At 42.1% G+C, this 21,473-nt stretch carries 21 protein-coding genes; 8 read left to right on the forward strand and 13 right to left on the reverse strand.

Translation table 11 applies throughout. From position 1 onward, the window contains the following. Positions 1-2: 2 nt before the first annotated feature. On the forward strand, positions 3-1,460 hold the full coding sequence (locus ACKI5G_RS10640) for a TrkH family potassium uptake protein (RefSeq protein WP_407400219.1): 1,458 nt from the start codon (positions 3-5) through the stop codon (positions 1,458-1,460). A gap of 11 nt (positions 1,461-1,471) precedes the next feature. Continuing rightward, positions 1,472-2,917 (forward strand): TrkH family potassium uptake protein, encoded by a 1,446-nt coding sequence (locus tag ACKI5G_RS10645; protein WP_407400221.1) that lies wholly within the window; start codon positions 1,472-1,474, stop codon positions 2,915-2,917. Between the two features lie 215 nt (positions 2,918-3,132). Here the strand turns inward: ACKI5G_RS10645 and ACKI5G_RS10650 are convergent, their stop codons facing one another. Then, positions 3,133-3,654, reverse strand: a complete 522-nt coding sequence (locus ACKI5G_RS10650; protein ID WP_407400223.1) for a zinc-ribbon domain-containing protein — start codon at positions 3,652-3,654, stop codon at positions 3,133-3,135. 78 nt (positions 3,655-3,732) lie between these two features. Beyond that, entirely contained in the window at positions 3,733-4,353 is a 621-nt protein-coding gene (locus ACKI5G_RS10655) for a helix-turn-helix domain-containing protein (RefSeq protein ID WP_407400225.1), read from the reverse strand. A 361-nt stretch (positions 4,354-4,714) separates the two neighbouring features. On the opposite strand from ACKI5G_RS10655, the gene ACKI5G_RS10660 reads away from it, so the two are divergent. Both ACKI5G_RS10660 and ACKI5G_RS10665 read left to right on the forward strand, forming a co-directional pair. Beyond that, a complete protein-coding gene (locus tag ACKI5G_RS10660) occupies positions 4,715-5,023 on the forward strand; it encodes a DUF4258 domain-containing protein (protein ID WP_407400227.1) in 309 nt (102 codons plus the stop codon). A gap of 6 nt (positions 5,024-5,029) precedes the next feature. Continuing rightward, entirely contained in the window at positions 5,030-5,254 is a 225-nt protein-coding gene (locus ACKI5G_RS10665; RefSeq protein ID WP_290711551.1) for a YgiT-type zinc finger protein, read from the forward strand. An 80-nt stretch (positions 5,255-5,334) separates the two neighbouring features. Here ACKI5G_RS10665 and ACKI5G_RS10670 read toward each other — a convergent pair whose 3' ends face one another. The 3 genes from ACKI5G_RS10670 to ACKI5G_RS10680 all read right to left on the reverse strand — a co-directional run bounded on the left by ACKI5G_RS10670 (position 5,335) and on the right by ACKI5G_RS10680 (position 7,692). Further along, positions 5,335-5,982, reverse strand: coding sequence for an SIS domain-containing protein (locus ACKI5G_RS10670; RefSeq protein ID WP_407400229.1), 648 nt, complete (start codon positions 5,980-5,982; stop codon positions 5,335-5,337). Positions 5,983-6,199: 217 nt separating this feature from the next. Beyond that, positions 6,200-6,349: a hypothetical protein gene (locus tag ACKI5G_RS10675; protein WP_027396745.1), complete on the reverse strand. Its 150-nt coding sequence runs from the start codon at positions 6,347-6,349 to the stop codon at positions 6,200-6,202. A 110-nt stretch (positions 6,350-6,459) separates the two neighbouring features. Further along, entirely contained in the window at positions 6,460-7,692 is a 1,233-nt protein-coding gene (locus ACKI5G_RS10680) for a dicarboxylate/amino acid:cation symporter (RefSeq protein WP_407400231.1), read from the reverse strand. A 248-nt stretch (positions 7,693-7,940) separates the two neighbouring features. Between ACKI5G_RS10680 and ACKI5G_RS10685 the strand changes: the two genes are divergently transcribed. Continuing rightward, positions 7,941-9,710 (forward strand): MutS-related protein, encoded by a 1,770-nt coding sequence (locus ACKI5G_RS10685; protein ID WP_407400233.1) that lies wholly within the window; start codon positions 7,941-7,943, stop codon positions 9,708-9,710. A 78-nt stretch (positions 9,711-9,788) separates the two neighbouring features. Here the strand turns inward: ACKI5G_RS10685 and ACKI5G_RS10690 are convergent, their stop codons facing one another. Then, positions 9,789-10,727, reverse strand: a complete 939-nt coding sequence (locus ACKI5G_RS10690) for a sugar-binding transcriptional regulator (RefSeq protein WP_407400235.1) — start codon at positions 10,725-10,727, stop codon at positions 9,789-9,791. A 329-nt stretch (positions 10,728-11,056) separates the two neighbouring features. Here ACKI5G_RS10690 and ACKI5G_RS10695 point away from each other — a divergent pair, with 329 nt between their 5' ends. Next, on the forward strand, positions 11,057-11,929 hold the full coding sequence (locus ACKI5G_RS10695) for a YitT family protein (protein ID WP_407400257.1): 873 nt from the start codon (positions 11,057-11,059) through the stop codon (positions 11,927-11,929). 75 nt (positions 11,930-12,004) lie between these two features. On the opposite strand, the gene ACKI5G_RS10700 is transcribed toward ACKI5G_RS10695, so the two are convergent. The 3 genes from ACKI5G_RS10700 to cdd all read right to left on the reverse strand — a co-directional run bounded on the left by ACKI5G_RS10700 (position 12,005) and on the right by cdd (position 13,357). Then, positions 12,005-12,295: a helix-turn-helix domain-containing protein gene (locus ACKI5G_RS10700; RefSeq protein WP_407400237.1), complete on the reverse strand. Its 291-nt coding sequence runs from the start codon at positions 12,293-12,295 to the stop codon at positions 12,005-12,007. Further along, positions 12,273-12,647: a type II toxin-antitoxin system RelE/ParE family toxin gene (locus ACKI5G_RS10705; RefSeq protein WP_407400239.1), complete on the reverse strand. Its 375-nt coding sequence runs from the start codon at positions 12,645-12,647 to the stop codon at positions 12,273-12,275. The genes ACKI5G_RS10700 and ACKI5G_RS10705 overlap by 23 nt, the downstream gene beginning before the upstream one ends. Positions 12,648-12,907: 260 nt before the next feature. Continuing rightward, the gene (gene cdd / locus ACKI5G_RS10710; protein ID WP_407400241.1) at positions 12,908-13,357 is read right to left on the reverse strand and encodes a cytidine deaminase; all 450 of its coding nucleotides are present in this window, start codon (positions 13,355-13,357) and stop codon (positions 12,908-12,910) included. A gap of 456 nt (positions 13,358-13,813) precedes the next feature. Here cdd and ACKI5G_RS10715 point away from each other — a divergent pair, with 456 nt between their 5' ends. Beyond that, positions 13,814-15,061 (forward strand): LCP family protein, encoded by a 1,248-nt coding sequence (locus ACKI5G_RS10715; RefSeq protein WP_407400243.1) that lies wholly within the window; start codon positions 13,814-13,816, stop codon positions 15,059-15,061. A gap of 116 nt (positions 15,062-15,177) precedes the next feature. Here ACKI5G_RS10715 and gyrA read toward each other — a convergent pair whose 3' ends face one another. After that, complete coding sequence (gene gyrA, locus ACKI5G_RS10720) at positions 15,178-17,607, reverse strand: DNA gyrase subunit A (RefSeq protein ID WP_407400245.1); 2,430 nt, start codon at positions 17,605-17,607, stop codon at positions 15,178-15,180. Between the two features lie 155 nt (positions 17,608-17,762). Then, entirely contained in the window at positions 17,763-18,668 is a 906-nt protein-coding gene (locus ACKI5G_RS10725; protein ID WP_407400247.1) for an exopolyphosphatase, read from the reverse strand. Positions 18,669-18,970: 302 nt separating this feature from the next. Here ACKI5G_RS10725 and ACKI5G_RS10730 point away from each other — a divergent pair, with 302 nt between their 5' ends. Beyond that, the gene (locus tag ACKI5G_RS10730) at positions 18,971-19,540 is read left to right on the forward strand and encodes a guanylate kinase (protein WP_407400249.1); all 570 of its coding nucleotides are present in this window, start codon (positions 18,971-18,973) and stop codon (positions 19,538-19,540) included. A 92-nt stretch (positions 19,541-19,632) separates the two neighbouring features. Here ACKI5G_RS10730 and htpX read toward each other — a convergent pair whose 3' ends face one another. Both htpX and ACKI5G_RS10740 read right to left on the reverse strand, forming a co-directional pair. Then, on the reverse strand, positions 19,633-20,496 hold the full coding sequence (htpX, locus tag ACKI5G_RS10735) for a zinc metalloprotease HtpX (RefSeq protein ID WP_407400251.1): 864 nt from the start codon (positions 20,494-20,496) through the stop codon (positions 19,633-19,635). A 71-nt stretch (positions 20,497-20,567) separates the two neighbouring features. Beyond that, a partial coding sequence (locus ACKI5G_RS10740) for a toprim domain-containing protein (protein WP_407400253.1) occupies positions 20,568-21,473 on the reverse strand: 906 nt, incomplete at its 5' end.

Raw genomic sequence — 21,473 nt, forward strand, 5'->3', positions numbered from 1 at the left:
CGATGGATAAACTGATCCCTTATCTTATGGGCAGGGCACTACTGCTTTGCTCAGCCTGTATGGCGGTACCCTTTGCCTACAGCATATATCTCCATCATAACTTTATGACGGGAGTATTTGGACAATCTATATGTATTACCCTGCTGATAGCAATATTGCTGATAAAAAAATCCTCTAATCCGCCGGAATCACTGTCTGTGTACGGCGGTGCCATCTTTTTGTGCGCAATTTGGGTCACCATAGCCTTTTTTGGCGGTCTGCCCTATTATTTCAGCCATTATCTGGGACCCATAGACGCCTTTGTGGAGAGCGTGTCTGGCTTTACCACCACAGGCTATACCAATATTCTGTCCCTTCAGGATCCAGCCCTTATTCTCTGGCGCAGTATGACCCAATGGATGGGTGGTGGCATGATTCTCATGTTTATTGCCACAGTATTGCCTGCAATTACGGGAATGTTTGGCATCAGCTTTGCCATGCCTGTGGCCTTGAAAACCGGCGTAGTAACCATCAACAGACTGCGGAAAAATACCCGTCGCCTCTCCATTCTTTACGCCATATTAACCATTATCGGCGTATTTTTCTTCAGCATTGCAGGGCTTGGCACCTACGATGCCATTAATTTTGCCATGGTCACCATTTCCACTGGTGGCTGTTATTTTTCTGATGCCTACTTATACAATAATGTCTGGTTTGCCTCAGCTGCCATTGTGGGCCTTATTGCCGCAGGAGGCAATGTAATTATTTATTGGCAGGCTATTAAACGCCGCCAGTATTCCATGCTGAAAAAAACTATCCGCAATACGGAGTTTCATATCTTCGTGCTGATTATCCTGGTAATCGGTCTGATTTGCGGCTTACATTTATATCACAATAATTACTACAATCTGTCTGACAGTCTGCTTTATGGCTTTTTCTCCGTGGCCCTGTATGCCGGCACCACCGGAGCCCCGCCCTTTGAGGTACTGACATGGACAGACTTCGACAAAATGCTGCTTATCGTGGTGGCTTCCATCGGTGGCTGTATTGGTTCCCTGGCAGGAGGCTTTAAGATTCTCAGACTTATGATTCTCTTTAAATCCTGTGCCAACGAAATGACCCGAACCATTCACCCCGATATTATTATGACCATGAAAATTGACGGTGAAATCGTGCCTTCAAAGGTAATAAACAGAATTTTGGGCTTTTTCTTTATCGTATTTATCACCATAGCCATTTCCATTCTGGTGATTTCTGCAGCGGGACTGGATATGCAGCAGTCCATGGATATTGCCATAGCCTGCATCACCAGTACAGGCCCAATTATGCTGTTTCATACCAGCCACAGCGAAATATTGGCACTGCCAGTTATCGTAAAGCTGTTTTGCTGTTTTTTGATGGTGCTGGGCAAGCTGGATATTTTTGCCTTTTTAATTCTAATTTTTGGCAGCCGCCAGCAGCTGCTGCATAAACACTGGTAGGGGGGTGCAACATGAGTTATCCGGTGATATATTATATGCTTAGCCGCCTGATGGTTGCCATGTCTGTTACCCTGCTGATTCCTTTTTTTACGGCAATCCAGCTTCATGAAAACAATGAGCTGGATTTTCTGGCTGCCATTTTATGCAGCCTGTCTTTGGCCGTGTTTTTCAGCAACCGTGGAAAAATAACCACCAACGATATTAGCATCCGCGAAGGCATAGCCATTACCGGCCTTAGCTGGCTATTTGCCTCCATAATTGCCTCTCTGCCTTTTTTAACAGGACACTATATGCCTTTGGTGGACTGTCTTTTTGAGGGTGTATCGGGAATTACCGGCAGCGGAGCTTCGGTGATAAAGGACATTCCGGGTCTGCCCACCAGCATTATGCTGTGGCGCAGTCTCACCCATTGGCTTGGTGGCTTGGGAATCATCGTAATATTTATTGCCATCGTTCCCCAGACAGGTACCAAGAGTCTGAAAATGTTTGAGGTGGAAACCACAGGGCCAACGGAAACCAGACCTTTGCCAAGGTTTAAGGACACCGCCCATGCCCTGCTAATCGTGTATATATTCCTCACCTTTATTATTATTGCTCTGCTGCTTTTATGCGGCTTCAGCTTTTCTGATGCCGTTAATAATGCTATGTCAGCCATTGCCACCGGTGGCTTTTCCACCAGAAATGAAAGCATCGGTTACTTTGACAATCTGCCGGCAGAGGTGGTGCTTACCATTGCCATGCTGCTGGGAGGAGGCAACTTCTCCCTTTATCTTATTGCCTGGAAGCAGGGCTATCACAAGATTTTAAAGGACGGGGAATTCATTGCCTACATGGCCCTGTTTGGCCTTTTATCCATGGCTATTACCACTAATCTTTTCGCCGCTGTAGATATGAATCTCTTTGAGGCCTTCCGCTATGCCTCATTCCAGACGGCGGCCACCATCAGCACCACGGGATTTTCCAACAGTGACTTTGACACATGGCCGGCTTTTTCCAAATACTGCCTGTTGATAGTCATGATTACTGGAGGCTGTGCCGGATCCACCTCAGGTGGAATGAAGATAGCCAGATTTTTGCTGCTTTTCAAAATGATTCATTTCATTATTCAGGAAAAGCTCCACCCAAACCAGATTATTCACATGAAATACGATACGATGGAGCGGCTGGATATTGTGGTAAACAGGGTGGGACGCTTCTTCTTCCTGTATGTTTTTCTGGCGCTTATGGGTGCCCTTATTTTCACTATTGAGGGACTGCCTATTATGGATGCCATTGTGCTGGGCTTTTCCGCCATAGGAAATGCAGGAGTGGCCTTTGGTGCTGCTAACGACTTCAGCACCCTTAATGACTTGACCAAATATATCTGCTGTGGCCTTATGGTGGTAGGGCGACTGGAAATATTCCTGTTCCTGGTTATGTTGAAGCCATCCTTCTGGCAAACAGGAGCCAGCTGGTAATCTTAAACTTTATATCAAGAAATAAAATAAATCCCTGCTCTGGAGCTGTATCCTTGGCAAAGCCAAGACAGAACGCTCAAAGCAGGGGCTTTTTCGCATGCACTATTATCCCTCGCGGGACCCACCCAAGAGCCGTGGACACAGCTACACCCACGGCGTAAACCCGCCCAAATAAAAATAGCACCTTGCTAGCAAAGTGCTACAAATTTTCATATTCATTTAATTTCAACAGCCGCCAAGGTCTCCCTATATTTTTTGAAAGTACCTACTTGGACAAGCTTTTTCCCGTCCGGAATATTAATTATTTGTCCCTCAAATAGACGTTCATTTTCTGGAGCAATATATAATACGTCTGTACTTCCATAAAAAAATTCTCCTGAACTAAATTGTTTATCCGCAATTGTGGCTATAGCGGTATTTGGGGTTATAATTTCCTTCATCTTTAAACTTTTGGTGTTAATTTCAGCACTGATCTCTCCCGCTTGCAGCATGGTCAATCCTGATGAATTATTGGTTTCTTTGACTGTTTGTGTGGCTATATTATAAGTGACTATACCTATGCCAATAATTGCGAGAATAAACAACCCTGTAATGGATATTAACATCCATTTAAGAATTTTTGTCCCAGTGTCAGGAGCTTGGTAATGGTATGGTTTGTTAATACAGAAATTAAAACCGCAATTAGGGCAAAAATTACTTCCTTGCTCTACTTGCTTGTTGCAGACTGGACAATTCATAACAAACCTCCTTGTAGTGGAAACTAATTTTTTCTTTTACTAATCCTGATTATAGCATCAATCATATCTTTTGTCTTTTCATTCACCAAAGTACATCACTTTACCAAATCCGTTCCATACGGCCCCCTTTGAAGCCATGCCCATTTTTTCAGCTTTCATTTTATCAGCTATAGCTTCTTTTATGAGCTTATCTTCTTTGCTATCTGATAAGACATTAAACAGCCAATCACGATATTCTGAAACAATGTCACCTGCTTGTTCAAGCATTCCTCTTTTAAAATCCCTATATGAAATGAACTTTTGGCATGAACGAAACATATATTTATATTTAGCTAAATCATCCCATACCCAAACCTCATAACGATCAAAGTATCTGTCTTCTGTGAATTCTATAAAAACCTCAATTTTTCCTTCAACCTCTAAAGTTTCAATAGTACGTTTTCTGGAGTCAACTTTCTTTTCAAATATTCTATATGCTTCATCCTCAAGTATTTCGCCTGTGGTCATGCCAAAGCAGTCGGCTAAAAAAACAAGATTATCAATAGTTGGTAGTTTGTTGCCTTTTTCCCAGTTCTGAACACTTTTAGTTGAAACTCCAAGTTGTTCGGCAACTTCTTCCTGGGTCATTTTATAGAATTTTCGTATCTCAGCTAACCTCATTCCAAACGAAATAGAGTCAAATTTATATTTGTCATTCATATTAACGCACCCCCGTAGGGATATATTATTATATATATTCTTGAATTTGAAGGAACCAACGGTTCCTATAATAAAAATCTGCAATAAATAAATCCAATATTAACACATTGTGCCACACAAAAAAATCTTCCTTTGAACCACTTAACGCTCGATTTTTACTTAAGTTAAAAATAAAAACATATTAATAAACTCAATAACATTAATTATATTTATTTACAAATTTTATAAATAATTATATAATGTATTATATAATTATTATCTAACCTATTTTATCATTTATAGTATATGTCGACCTAAGCCTGAGAGAATTTATCTTCTAAGTGATTTAATTGGTATGGTATAATGTAGGCAGGAAAAAGAAATGGATATCGAACATATTAAACAACGTTGTAGAGATGGTCTAATAGCTATGTCTCTACATGTAGAAAAACGCATGGTAGATCGGCAAATAACCAGAAAGGAAATTGTCGAAGTAATCTTACAGGGCGAAATTATTGAGGAATATCCAAATGATTGGCCACATCCCAGCTGTTTAATTTTTGGCTGCACAATCAATGGCCGATACTTACATGTTGTAGTGGCTATCGAACCACTACTATTGAGATTGGTTACAGTATACGAACCTGATCCAGAGATATTTCCTGACATGAAACACAGACGAAAGGAGTGACTGGCTATGGAAAAAACTTCTTGTGGCATTTGTGGTGGCAATGTTGTTCAGACAACAACTACTTATCATAGTGTATTGGCCGATGGTACTGCTGTTGTTATTCATGGTGTACCATGTTACCGTTGCACTCAGTGTGGAGAAGAAATCTTCCTATTCAGTACTCTTGATAGGATAGATGAAATCAAAAAAAATCTTGGTGGCAAAAAAGAAGCTTTTTATGCGGTAGCTTAATTTTAAAAAGCCGTTTATTGATATTGGACCTGTCCAACGAGCAGGTAGCATATCATAAACGGCTTCTTTTTTATATTTTTTTACTCATCGAAGAATTCATTTTCCACTGCCATACACAAAGCGTGGTAAACAGGCAAATGAAGCTCCTGAATCTTGTAGGTCTCCATTTCAGGAACGCAGATGGCAATATCACACAGGGACTTCAGCCTGCACTCACGGCCACCAAGGAGGCCGATGGTCTTTACTCCCTTTACCTTGGCCATTTGCACCGCATAAATTACATTGGCAGAATTACCAGATGTGCTTATACCAATAAGTACATCCTCTTTTTTTCCAAGACCCAACACCTGCTGGGCCATGGCCAAATCGGGAGCCTGGTCGTTGGCAAAGGCACTGTTTAGGGCCACGGCATTCATCAAAGACACAGCCGGCAATGCCCCCTGAAGATTATCCCGCAGATAATCCGCTTCATTAGGACACACAGCCTTCATCTGCTCATATAACTCATTATCTATAGGCCGTTTTAGGATAAAGCCCTTCATCAGCTCACCCACAATATGCTCCGCATCAGAAGCACTGCCGCCATTACCACAGGCCAGTAGCTTGCCACCATTGCTATAGGAAGCGCATATAGCCTCCACAGCCTCCTGAATGGAGCTGCGGCACACATCCAATGCAGGATAGCGTTTAACTAAATCATCAATCATATTCAAAGTAGTATTTTTCATATTTGTCACCTCATTAATGAAATTCTATATACATGCATTGGCTGTGAAAGTATATGCGGAACGCTCGCGCTCTCTAGTTTACCTAGTGGAACTAAGCTCATTCGGCGCCATAGGCTTGAATGCACTAAGTACCAAGGTAAAATATGTCCGCATATATCTTCCCCAGCCGTCCATTATACTTTCCCAGCTATTTCCAAATATTTCCGAATATTCCTATCTATTTACTATTATTGATAAGCTTCTGCAGCTCCCTTACCTGATGGAGATGGGTCTCATAATCCAAATCATTGGCATCGTACTGCATACGCTTTTTAAGCTCATCTATGCGCTTCTGGAGCTTTTCCTTAACTTCCTGACTAAGAGCCATGGATTCTACCACCTTTTATTTTTATCTAACACATTATAACGTGTTGTACAAAAAAATAAAAGAGTGCCGTCAAAAGACGACACTCTGCAAAATCTCCCAGCTTATGAATCTTATTCCTCACGGAAACGGTCAACGATACACGCACAGGCTGCATCACCAGTGATATTAACAGCAGTACGGAGCATATCGAAGATACGGTCTACACCAAAGAGGATTGGCAAGGCCTCGATAGGAATACCAGCAGCTACCAGTACAGCAACTACCAGCAGGGTAGGACCAGGCACACCGGCCTGACCAACAGCACCCAAGGTGGAAGTAATGATAATGGCAATATACTGGCCAAAGCTCAGCTCCATGCCAAACATCTGGGCAATAAAGGTGGCTGCCATTGCATAGTATGCCGCATTACCATTCATATTAATGGTAGCACCCAGTGGCAGAGCAAAGGAAACGGTACCTTTATCAAGGCCAAATTCCTCCTCATTGGTCTTCATGTTCAATGGCAGGGTAGCCATGGAGGAAGCAGTGGAGAATGCAAATACCTGGCACTTCCACATGCTCTTGAAGAACTGTACATACCCAACCTTCTTGGAGAAGAGGGCTACAGAACCACCAATCATTACGTAAGTAACGATAGCCAATACTACCACATAAAGAACAATCAGATTGATAATCTTAACCAATACGTCATAACCGAAGGTACCGGTGGCATCAGCCATCAGGGCAAATACACCAATAGGGGCTACACACATAATGGCGGTCATAATCTTAATGAAAATCTCGGTAAAGAAATTGAAGATGTTCATCATGAACTGCTTCTTTTCCTCATCCAGCATAGCCAAGGCAAAGCCTACAAACAGGGCAAATACGATGGTCTGGAGGATGTTACCCTGAACCAGGGCAGCAAATGGATTAGTTGGAACGAAGCCGATTACAGTTTCCCAGAAGCCCGGAATCTGACCGCTCTGGGACATATCAATATCTATAGCTGCCTCAGAAATAGCTGCCATATTGATACCAGCACCTGGCTTGAACATCTCACTGAAGAACAATCCCAATGCTACTGCTACGGCAGTGGTTACACCGTAATAAATAAATGTTATAAGACCGATTTTACCTGCACCTTTGGAATTTCCCAATGAAGCAGCTCCTCCTACTAATGAGAAGAAAACCATAGGCACAACTACCATTTTGATGAGTGACATAAACAAATCACCCACTGGAGCAAACATGTGGGCTGGTGGCCCCATTACCAGACCTACGACAGCACCCAGGATTGTGGCAATAATAATCCACTTGCCCAGACTGTCAAGAATAGATTTCTTACCTTCTTCTTCTGACATTTTTCATCCCTCCATTAATAATAAACATAATGAGATAAATGATATAAATTAGCTGAAAATTCACACTATTCTCAGCTTTATACGCTTTCATTATAACAAGTATTTTTTGTTTTGTATACTCCATACAAACTTTTTTTAATCTGTCTATCTAAAAAAGACTGGTTGTCTGATAAATTTTAATAAAATTTGTTAATTAACCTCATAAATTGTATAATTTGTCTTGTGAATACAGGCAGGGAGGGCCAATTATGGAATTGTCTTATTTTGAACAGCTTCGCCGGGAATCCCTGGCAACTATAGAAGGATATAAGCGAAAAAGCCAGCTCTTTACCACCAAGCGAACCCTATCATTTTTGGCACTTTTGGTGACTGTGGCAGTGGCATACGATATGAATTCACCCTGGCCCCTTTTGGCCGGAATACTGATTTTCGCCTATTTCTTTTATTTAATACGGGGCCACAGCCGCCTCCACGATGATCTTAACTACGAAATAAACCGGGAAACAGTTATCAATGATTATATTAGCCGTTTTACCGATGACTGGAAAAAATTTGACGACACGGGAGAGGATTTCCTTGACAGGAATCTTACCCAGGACATTGACCTTAATATATTAGGAAAGGCTTCCATATACCAGTTCCTTAATACAGCCCGCACCCTTGAGGGCCGGCACCTTCTGGCCAGCCGTCTTTCCCCCGAACCTGTTGATGCCAACGAACTGAAGCTGCGTCAGGAGGAAACCGGCTTCTTTAGCAACAGGGTGGAGGACTCCATCAAGCTACAGGCCATCAGCCGTCAGATTCCTTTCAGGCACAGTGTACAAAACCTTTTAAACTATCTTAAGGACAGACAGCATGACCCTGGTTCCTTAATTAATAAACTGATATTTATTCTGCCAGTGGCTGCTCTTATAGTTTTTGGAGCCGGCCTGATGAATCTGATTTCCATGGAAGCGTCCATAATAATATTTATCATACAACTCGGTATTGCTTTAGCATCACTGGGAAAAAATGCTGTACATATAACACCTCTTTATAAACTCAATAAGGAATTAATTACCTATTGCCAACTGCTATACACCATGAAGTCCATGCTGCCTGAAAAAATGGGACGGCTTGATCCCGCAGAAATTGATGAGGCCCTAAAGCCCATCCGCACTCTGGGAAAGCTATGTGCCATGGCCGAGGTGCGCCATAACTTCATTTTGCTGTTTGCACTTAATGCCCTTGTTTTATGGGATTTTCATATAGTAAGAATGTTCATAAGCTGGCAGAAGGAATATGGCCATAAACTGGAAAAGTGGCTAAATCTCTGGTATGAGGCAGAGGCTGCCATCAGTCTTTCCGTTATCGGCCATATCAGGCCCGATGCCCTTATGCCGGAGCTCTTGGATGATACCACCAACAATCCCCATATAGAGGCAAATGAGCTGAGCCATCTCCTTATACCTTATAAAGAGGCTGTACCAAATTCCCTTACCCTGAATCCTTCCCTAAACATTATTACCGGCTCCAATATGTCCGGCAAAACCACATGGCTACGGACTCTGGCCAGCTCCTGTATACTGGCCTACGCAGGAGCACCGGTATGCGGCAAGGGCTTTAAGCTGACACCTGTACATATTCTCACCTCCATAAGGGTAAATGATGATCTTAGCAGTGGCATATCCACCTTCTATGCCGAGCTTATACGTATAAAAAATATGATTGAAACTGCAAATCAGGACATACCGGTCCTTGCTGTTATCGACGAAATTTTCAAGGGTACCAACTCAGCTGACAGAATAGTAGGGGCAGAGGCTGCCCTAAAACAACTCAGCCGTACTAATCTCATTACTCTGGTTTCCACCCATGATTTTGAGCTGTGCCATATTAAATCAGAACAGGTACCTGTGAACAATTACCACTTTGAGGAGCATTTCCAGGAGGACAAAATTCTCTTTGATTACACCATGAAGAACGGCCCGTGTAAAACCACCAACGCCCAGTTCCTGCTAAAGCTGGTGGGTATAAGCTAAAACAAAAAACTCTCCCCGTGAGCCATGTCGCCATTGACACCTGCGGGAAGAGTTTTTTTCTTCTCACCTATTCAGTTATTAATCCTTCAGCAGCTCCTTGGCGGTAAACTGATCAGTAATGAACACATTGGCATAATGTCCCTTTAAAGCTGCCCTGATGGCAGGCACCTTTGCCTCACCACCGGCAATCATAATGCTGTGCTCCTTGTTCCTAAGCTCATCAAGGGTGATGCCCACAGTACGGGCATCCAGCTCCTTGTTGCAGATACGCCCATCTGCGTCAAAGAAGCGGGAACAAATATCCCCCACAGCTATCTGCTGAATTCTGGTCTGTTCCTCCTGGTCGGTATAGCCAAGACGGAAGAACAAGGCATTTGGACGAACCGTACCAACGCCAAAAACGGCAATATTGGCATGGGAGCCCATTTCCAGAACCCTCTTTATATGACGGTCCTGATCTACCATTTCCTTTACCTCACGACTGCCAAACACTACCGGCAACGGCAAATATTGGGCAATAGTGCTGTAATTATTGGAAAAATTATCCAGGATATCCTTGGCATAGTTGCGCCACTTGGAATGGGTCACACCACCCTCCAGCTGCACAATCTGTGAACCCTTCAGCATCCTTGGCAACAATGAACAGGACATTTCATATAGGGTGGTCCCCCAACCAACACCTATAATATCACCATCCTGCACAATGGAATCAAGATACTCGGCTGCCTTGATACCGATGTACTTCTTGATTTCATTTTCATCATTGATGGTGGAAGAAGCAATACGCACCTCATGGAGATGATACTTTTCCACAAGCATCTGCTCCATATTCGACATATCCTCCACCGGGTCCATGATCTGGATCTTAACGTAGCCCTTATCCTTGGCATATTGCAGCAGTCTCGACACCGACGGCCTTGATATGCCCAGCTCTTCCGCTATCCGTTGCTGACTGTATTCCGAGCGGTAATACAGCTTGGCCACGTTGATGGATAGCTTGTCCCTGTCACGAGTCATACCCCTGTTTCCCCCTAAATTTTCTATTATGCAAGAAAAATCGTTCGCATAATTGTAAACACAATTTCATTATCTATGTTACAAATGTAAAAATCAAGTAATAATTATAATTTACTGAAACTTTTTTCAAAAAAATAACTCACAATATTCGCTACTATATTAAAGATAACCTTGTACCATATATATACTTGTGCTTTAATAAATATTAGAGGTGAAAAATTATGAGTGAAACCCAAAAGGAACATATAGAAAACCATGATGTAGAACCGGAGAACATTGACAAAATTTCAGATATAAAAGAAGAAGACTCACCAATAATTGATTTGCAAATGAAAAAGGAATTTGTTCGCAAAAGAAAAACCCTTGGCACCTATGTGAAGAAATTTTTCATACTGTGCTTTGGTGCCTTTCTCTACGCCGTGGGCCTGGAAACCTTCCTTATCCCAAACAATATTATTGATGGTGGTGTGGTGGGCATATCCATTATGGCAGCCTCCCTTACCCCTATCAGCTTCAGTGTTTATCTGGTAGTTATTAATATTCCCTTCCTATATCTGGGATATAAACACATAGGCAAAACCTTCTCCATATCTACTATAGTTTCTATTCTGTTGTTATCACTATGGACAGAATATTTTAAACCGGTACCCCAGGTGACGGATGACTTCTTTTTAGCTGCCATCTTTGGTGGTATTGTGGCCGGTATAGGTGTAGGACTGATTATCCGAAACAGTGGCTCCCTGGATGGTACGGAAATCGTGGCCATTATCATGGACAAGCGTACCACCTTCTCCGTTGGCGAAGTAGTGCTGTTCTTCAACATCTTTATACTTGGTGCCGCCGGCTTCGTCTTTGGCTGGGATAAGGCCATGTATTCACTGGTGGCCTATTTCATTATTTCCAAGATGATTGATGTGGTAATCAAGGGTCTGGACGAATCCTACGCCGTGATGATTGTATCCGAGGAAAGCGATGAAATAGCCGATGCCCTTATGCACCGTTTAGGCCGTGGCGTTACCTTCATAAAGGGCATGGGTGCCTATACCGGTGATCCCAAAAAGGTTATTTATTGCGTAGTAACCCGTCTGGAGGTTGACAAGCTGAAGGATATCACCATCGACAAGGATGAAAACGCCTTCATAACCATAAACCCCGTTCACGACATAGTAGGCGGCCGCTTCAAGAAAAAATCCATACATTAAGAACAATATCCGCCGAGGGTCTCAGCTATTTAGCCAATCTCCCGGCGGATTATTTTGTATAATATATCACTGGTGTTATATACCAATTTTTTTAGGAGTAAAACTAATATTTAATACCATCCCCATCCCATCAGCTAATCTCTGTAATAACTTGATGGACGGATTGCGAGAACCGTTTTCTATGCGACTTATTTCTGTCTGAGCAATTCCGGTACGCTCAGACAACTCTTTTTGAGTTAGATTGCTTAAGGTTCTGGCATCTATTAAAGCTCGGATAATCTTAAACTCAGGCTGCATTTCTTCATAAGCCTTGGCAAACTCAGGGTCTTTCAAACATTCGGCCTTATATTCTTTTAATGTCTTCATGCCTATCACCTTTCCTTGTAATGTAGTCCTGACGACGCTTTATAGCCATTTCAATTTCAGAATCTGGAGTTTTATCTTTTTTCTTTACAAATCCATTAGTAATAATTATTTTTCCACCAGTATAGAAAAAGAACAATGCTCGTGTTATATTATTTCCGAAGTTACACCTTAACTCGAAAATATCATCTCGTAAATATTTGGTATATGGAGCACGAAGTGAAGTACCTTTTTCTTCTAGTAATTCCATCATACCAACCATCTTAGCCCGCATTTTTGGATCCAAATCCCCCAAGAAATCATCTACAGGTGTTTTACCATCAACCGTTTCGTAAAATTCAACCTCAAAGTTCATAGATATTACCTTTCCTAAAGTATATGAGATATATATCATAAAGTCAATATTAGTATTTTTAATATTATAAATTGTTATATAATATTTACATAATTATTTTATATTTTATTATAAATATACTTATAATATTTGTCTATTATTTTTATAATCATATTAATTTGAGGTTAAAATTATGACTAAAAAAGCTATAGCCGGGTATTGATATGCAATCAATCCAGCCATAGCCTTTTTTTGTTCAAATATTAATTTAAAATAGCTGCTTATTCCAGCTCATCAAATACACTGAAATGGGATTCATAGCGTCCCTTAACATGGTTGATGCCCATGTACTTAACAAATGGTGCCAGCTCATCCAGCTTCATTACGCGGATATCACCATCCAGATTGGCCATAACAACCTCAGGAATATCAAATTCAGCCATAACCTGTAGACAGCCACCGCATGGAACAAATGGATTTTCCGTATCTGCCACCACGGCAACTGCATCAAACTCCTGCTTGCCATCGGAAATAGCCTTGTAAACAGCAGCCCTTTCAGCGCATACGGACAAGCTGCTGGAACCGTTTTCCACATTGCAAGCTCCATACAAAGTGCCGTCAGATGCTAAAATGCAAGCACCAACTTTAATGTTCGAATAAGGGCTGTAGGCCTTCTGACGGGCATCCTTGGCCATCTTAATCATAGTGTCGCAGATATCTTCATTTAACATATTTCCTGGCTCCTTTGCTTAATATTTTACAAATGTAATAATACCTTTTCTACTTAAATCTATTTTATTCTATAAGGATAATTTTATCAATTCATTTTTTCCAAAGTCCCAAAGCCTTATTTATACACAATTTCCACAAGTTATCCACATTTATTAACACCTATCCACACAATATGTGTTCTGTTTTTGTGGATAAAGTGGATAACTTTGTGTATAACTCAATATATAGTGGTTTTTTTTATCTCAAACACAATATATAGGTCAATTTTTTGGTAAGTATCCAATAAAACTTGTGGATATTTTACATCTCGTTTTCATTTTATAAAAATATACTTAAAATAATAGAAATATTATCCACAATTAGTTGCATTAGTCATTTGAAAATAATATACTAGTTGGGCAGTTTAAAATTTAAAATACAATTCTTTCATATGAAAATAAAAGGAAGCGACGATATTGCCAAATAGTAAATACAACCAAGAACCACCAATATATCGCTCTAAGCGACGCCGGAAAAAGAAAAGCAATTTCTGGCCAATGTTCCTGCTCCTATGTGCCTTTGTAATTGCTGCAGTGGCAGGAGCCCTATTTGCTTCATCAGTTCTCTTTGAAAAGCCTGCCAAGCCGGAAAAGGCAAATCTTATGACGGCCAAGGATAAAATCATCGTTATGATTATGGGTGTAGATGAACGCGAAGGGGATGTGGGCCGTTCAGACACCCTGATGATAGCCACATTGGACCCTAAAAAGAAAAAGGCAGCTCTCCTGTCTATTCCCCGTGATACACGTGTTAAAATCAGGGGCTACGGCTTTGATAAAATCAATGCAGCCTATGCCTATGGCGGCCACGAACTGACCCAGGACACAGTGGAGGAGCTTATTGGTGTTCACATGGAGCATCATATCCTGATTAATATAAAATCCTTCAAAAAGATTATTGATGCCATTGGAGGCGTGGATATAAACGTAGAGAAGCGAATGTACTATGAGGATGTATGGGATGATGACGGTGGTCTTCTCATCGACCTCCAGCCAGGACTACAGCACATGGACGGCGATACAGCCATTACCTATGTGCGATATCGTGATGAGGAGGGTGATATTGGCCGTATCAGACGGCAGCAGAAGTTCATGCAGGCCGTTATGGATAAGGTAACATCCCCATCTATTATTCCACGTATTCCGTCTATTATCAAGGAAGTGGTGGGCTCTGTACAGACAGACCTTTCAGTAAAGCAGCTTATTGAATTTGCCACCTCCCTTAAGGATGCCCAAAAGTCCGGACTGCAGGCGGAAATGCTGCCTGGAAAACCAATGTATATCGATGGTGTAAGCTACTGGATTCCTGATCTGGGCAAGCTTAGAACCACTGTTGCCAATACCCTTGATACTACCTTGGATAAAAATCTCAGAGATAATTTGGCAGAGGATACCCGTGAATATGAGGAATCCATTCCAAACAATGCCCGGGAGCTTAATGCCGAGGAAGCAAGGGAAATATATCGTCATGAAAATACTGAGGATATAGAAAGAGCAAAGCAGATTACCAAGAGGGAATCCACTGACGAGAAACTGCGAAAGGACCCTTACGAAAAAGAGGAGCCAGCAGAAAAGCAGGAGCCTGTGGTACAGGAAGCCAAGCCAAAAGCCAAGGGTCCGGCTCCATCTCCTACAGTACCTAGTGCCGGAAAAACCGCAAATTAAACTTTAAAAATCATATGGTCGATTGCCTAGTGCAGTCGCCCATATTTTTTTGCACCAAAAAAGAGGACGTCGTCACTAATTTCTCTCAGTGCGACATCCCCTAATTTAATTAAATGCTAGTCATTTTTCTGCAACAGAGTTGCCATGGAGGAAACCTTATCGCCATCACTTGGCTTCATAATGATAACACCCTGGGTATTGCGGCCAATCTGGCTGATACCGCTGATGGAGGTTCTCAGAACCACACCGCCCTCAGTAATGAGAAGCAGCTCATGATCCTCATGAACCACTGCCATACCAATTACCTTACCGGTCTTTTCAGTAACCTTAAGGTTAATCAGTCCCTTGCCGCCACGGTGCTGAACAGTGTACTGGTCAATAGTAGTACGCTTGCCCAGACCACATTCAGTAACGGTAAGCACGTCAGCATCTTCCTTCAGGCTGTCCATAGCCACAACCTCGTCACCAGGGGTAAGTCTGATACCCTTTACACCTCTGGCTACGCGGCCCATAACACGAACCTGGTCCTCCTCAAAGGCAATGGCCATACCATTTTTGGTTCCCAGCATAATCTTCTGCTGACCATTGGTAATCTTAACGCCGATGAGCTCATCATCCTCCTGAAGGCTTATGGCAATAACGCCAATCTTACGGGAGGTATTGAAATCAGACAGGCTTACACGCTTAACTACACCCATCTTGGTGGCCATAAAGAGGTACTTATCAGGATCGTAATCTCTTACCTGAATAACGGCACTAACCTTCTCATCCTTATCCAGCTTCAACAGATTAATGAGAGCTGTACCCTTGGCGGTACGGCTGGCCTCTGCAATCTGATAAGCCTTGAGATAGTATACACGTCCCTTGTTGGTATAGAACAGGATGGTGTGATGGTTGGTGGTAATCAGGAGATTTTCAACGAAATCGTCCTCCTTGGTAGGCATACCATTTACCCCGGTACCGCCACGATTCTGTCTTCTGTATGTATCCAGCTTAATACGCTTGATGTAATTTCTGTGGGTAATGGAAATAACCACATCATCATCAGCAATCATATCCTCAATATCAATCTCACTCATATCGTGGGTAATATTGGTACGACGCTCATCACCGAACTTGCGCTTAACCTCGGTGAGCTCCTCCTTGATGATTTCCATGATTTTCCACTCATCAGCCAATACAGATTTCAACCATTCAATTCTCTTTAAGATTTCCTGGTATTCTTCCTCAATCTTCTCACGCTCCAGACCGGTAAGGCGCTGAAGTCTGAGATCAAGGATAGCCTGGGCCTGCTTTTCACTGAGGCTAAAGCCTTCCATGAGGGCAGTACGGGCAATATCGGCAGTACGGGACTCACGAATAGTGGTAATTACTGCATCAATGTGGTCCAGAGCAATATTCAAGCCTTCCAAAATGTGGGCTCTTGCCTCTGCCTTGGCCAGCTCGTAACGGGTACGTCTGGTAATAACATCTTCCTGATGCTTGATGTAGTAGTGGAGAACCTGCTTAAGTGTCAGCACCTTTGGCTGATTTTCCACCAAAGCCAGCATAATAACGCCGAAGGTTTCCTGCATCTGGGTATGCTTATAGAGCTGGTTCAGCATAATATCTGGATTTATATCCTTGCGAAGCTCCATAACGATACGCATACCGCTGCGGTCAGATTCATCTCTAAGGTCAGTAATGCCTTCGATCTGCTTTTCACGAACCAGTTCAGCAATCTTTTCTATAAGACGGGCCTTATTCACCTGATATGGCAGCTCAGTAACTATAATACGGGGCTTGCCGTTGGACATGGTATCAATATTGGCCTTGGCACGCATCTTTATCTGACCACGGCCGGTGGTGTAAGCACTCTTAATACCGGAGGTACCCATAATAAGACCGCCTGTAGGGAAATCAGGTCCCTTAATAACAGTCATAAGCTCCTCAGCAGTAGCATCAGGATTATCAATAAGCATCAGCACACCATCAATAACCTCATTCATGTTATGAGGAGGAATATTGGTGGCCATACCTACAGCAATACCTGAAGTACCATTTACCAAAAGCTCAGGGAACTTTGATGGTAATACAGTTGGCTCCTTTAAGGACTCATCGTAGTTAGGTGTAAAATCAACGGTTTCCTTGTCAATATCCTGAAGCATAAGCTCAGAAATCCTTGACATACGAACCTCAGTATAACGCATTGCCGCAGCAGGGTCACCATCCACGGAACCAAAGTTACCATGACCATCTGCCAGCATATAACGCATAGAAAAGTCCTGCGCCATACGAACAATGGCATCATATACAGAGCTGTCGCCATGTGGGTGATATTTACCCAATACTTCGCCTACAATACGTGCGGATTTTTTATATGGTTTTCCAGGGGTCATGCCGGCTTCCTGCATAGCGTAAAGAATACGTCTGTGTACAGGCTCCAGACCGTCACGAACATCTGGGATTGCTCTGGAAACAATAACACTCATGGCGTAATCGATATAAGAATTACGCATCTCCTGTTCCAGATTTACCGGTAAAATCTTACCTTCGCCGAATTCCACTATCTCACCTCAAAAAAGTTTAGTACAAAATCAATTAGCTCCTTATTATACCATATTTTGCCCAATATATAAAGATTTAATCCCTGTAATCCTTTGATACTTAGGCCTTTATGGCTAATAAGGAGCTTCATTTTCTCAATATTGATGAATATATTTTATTTTATGATTTCCGAATAGATAAATCCCTCACGAACCCCGGAATCACTGTAAATAACCTTTTCAGCCGCAAATCTTTTGGCAATCACATCTGCAATAACCATGCCGGATATAATGGTATGTATTCTGTCGGGAATATTTTTCATAAGAATAACTGACTCGTCTTGGGTGAGTTTTCCAGTGGATCCAAAACGTCTTATCATCTCAGACAATTTGGAGGTTTCTATCTCCTTATTTCTCCTGTCCGTACTGTAAAGGGCATTGTAAAGTGCTCTGGTTCCCTTAAAGGTCCCCCCAATGCCACAGATTACCTTTGATTTTATATCCGTAAAATCACTGGCACTGCCGATTATTTCCCGGGCCCTGGCATACATTTTTTCAACTTCCTCACTATTTGGCATAAAGGAAGCACAGCATTCCTTTTTCAATCCCAAGGAGCCAATATGAAGGCTTATTTTATGGGTAATCTGATTATTTTCATAATAAACCAGCTCAGTGCTGCCACCACCAATATCCACCAGTAAACCCTCGCTCATATTAATATTTCTGGTAGCACCTACAAAATCATATTCAGCTTCCTTGTCCCCGGAGATAACCACAATATTAATCCCGGTGCGTTCTATTATTTCCGCCACCACCTGCCGGCTGTTTTTGCAATTTCTCAGAGCAGCAGTAGTAAAGGCCATAATATTGTTTATGCTGAACACATCAAGAAATTCCTTATATTCCTCCAGTACCTGACAGACCTTGTCCACACCCTCCTGACTCATAATATTGTCATTTAGATAGGCTGCCAGTCCCACCATGTGCTTTTTCTTTAAAATAAGCTCCATGGTCCCATTCTCAATTTCATAAATTGCCATGCGAACAGTATTTGAACCAATATCTATAATCCCCTGAATCATTTTTTTCGCCCCTTATAAAAAATTCAAAACTTTTATTTAATAATATCATAGAATAATTGAATTTCGTATGAAATTATGTTATTATCATTTTGGGTGAACACTGTGGGGACAGTGTTTTGGTGGAAATAGGTAGATGGCATGAAACGGGTGGCGTTCGGTAGCTGCCCGTTTTGTGTTTTTGTTAATAATTTTTTGAAATTTATTTGATTAGCCTCTACTTATTTGTTTTTTTTTGTGATAAAATGAATATATAGTACCAGAAGAAGTATCGTTTTTTACAGAATGAATTGATGGTGATGTATATGACCTCTAAAATTTATGCATTAATCGGCCCTCATGCCAGCGGTAAATCGACACTCATATCCAGATTGATTGAAATGGGAGTTCACTACATTCCTGTTTATACCACCAGGGCGCCTATGGAATTCGACAAAAATCGTACTACAACTAAGTTTCTGAGTCAGAGTGATTTTCTCAAACAGGATTGGATTGTGAAGGTCACTTATAAGGGCGATTATTATGGCCTTTTAAAAAATGATGTGCTTAATGCCCTGAAGACTGAAAAGATATCTGTTACCATGCTTACCATTAACGGTGTAAAGCAGGTCAACAAGCTATTGACCAATAATCTTGAAACCGTATTTATCATGGTGGACTATGTAACTCTTATTGATCGTATGCTCAAAATGGGACACAACAATGTGGATATGAAGTACCATCTTGAGTATGCAGAAAATAATGGTGAGTTTGATAACTGGAAAAACACCGATTATGTTATCAAGAATATTAAGGACCCGGAAAAATCCCTTGATCAGCTTATGGCAATCATGGGACTTATCGGCAAAACCCAGGTCACCAAAATCAGTTCATAAAATATTATTTAAAGCAAATTAAAAGACTGCTCACAACGAAGGAGCAGTCTTTTTTTATTACCTGTTTTTGTTATGATGCAATTATTTCCACTTTATTTTCCCATGGCAGCTGCCTGCTGACGGAGAAGCTGAATTCTCTCACTGGTGGCAGGATGAGTGCTGAAAAGTGTGGACAGCTTCATACTGGAGCCGGCCAACGGATTAATTATAAACATATGGGAAGTGGCCGGAGTAGCCTGCTCCATTGGTCTTGCATGCATTGAATAATATTCAATCTTCTGCAGGGCATCAGCCAAATAATTTGGATTGCCGCAAATTTCTCCCCCTGACTTATCCGCCTCATACTCGCGGGAGCGGGAAATAGCCATCTGAATCAGTGCTGCAGCCAATGGCGCCAATATAATGGTGGCCAAAAGCCCAACAATATTACCATTGTCGTCATCATCGGAGCTACTGCCGAAAATCATGGACCACTGGGCAATATTGGCAATCATGGAAATAACACCGGCAATTGCTGCCGCTACAGTGGAAATCAGGGTATCACGATGCTTAATATGAGATAGCTCGTGGGCAAGAACACCGCTTAACTCCTGAGGAGACAGGGCATTCATAATTCCCGTGGTTACAGCCACAGCAGCATGGGAAGGATTACGGCCAGTGGCAAAGGCATTAGGAATAGCACTATTTATAATGCAAACCTTAGGCATTGGAAGCTGTGCATTGGCAGCCAGGCCGGCAACCATATTGAACAGCTGTGGAGCCTCCTGCTGGGATATTTCCCTGGCACCGTACATTTTCAAAACCATGGTATCACTGAACCAATAAGTAAAGAAATTCATCCCCAGAGAAATCAGCAGCATGAGCATAGCTCCATGACGTCCTCCAAAGGCACTGCCGATAGCTATCATAATACCCATAAGCAGGGCCATTAATACTGTTGTTTTTAATGTATTCATAGTTAATATTCACCTCTTTATGGAGAGTATATATCACAATTCTGAAAAATAAATTAAAAAATGTCAAAAAATCAAATATCAAGATTTCTTACATATTTGGCATGTTCCTCAATGAACTGGCGACGAGGCTCAACCTTGTCACCCATAAGGATATTAAAGAGCTCATCGGCCTCCTGGGCATCCTCCATATCAACACGAAGCATGGTTCTGGTCTCAGGATCCATAGTAGTTTCCCAAAGCTGCTCAGGATTCATCTCACCAAGACCCTTATAGCGCTGAACATTTACGCCATCACGGCCCACCTCGTTCAGCTTTGCCTCCAGCTCCTCATCACTGAAGGTATACCAATGCTTTTTACCCTTGCGGATCTGATAAAGAGGTGGCTGGGCAATATATACGTGACCACGCTCAATCAAAGGCTTCATATAGCGATAGAAAAAGGTGAGAAGTAGAGTACGGATATGGGCACCATCAACATCTGCATCTGTCATAATGATAATTTTGCCATAACGGCGCTTGGAAATATCGAATTCATCACCAATACCACTGCCAAAGGCTGTAATCATGGTACGGATTTCTGCATTGCTGTAAATCTTGTCCAGACGGGCCTTCTCTACATTGAGAATCTTACCGCGAAGTGGCAATATAGCCTGGACACGACGGTCACGGCCCTGCTTGGCACTACCACCTGCAGAATCACCCTCTACGATATATATTTCGGCCTTTTCAGGGTCCTTAATGGAGCAGTCAGCCAGCTTGCCTGGAAGGGAATTTACCTCCAGGGCATTCTTTCTTCTGGTGAGCTCACGGGCCTTTCTGGCACCCTCACGGGCACGGGAAGCCATAACAGCCTTATCAAGTACCCTCTTGGTAATAGCAGGATTTTCCTCAAAGTATTCGTTCAGTCCCTCTGATACGATGGAGTCAACAATACCTCTTACCTCGGAGTTACCCAGCTTTGTCTTGGTCTGACCCTC

This window comes from Anaerovibrio sp. (assembly GCF_045637405.1).
In the GTDB taxonomy this organism is placed as follows: Bacteria; Bacillota; Negativicutes; order Selenomonadales; family Selenomonadaceae; genus Anaerovibrio.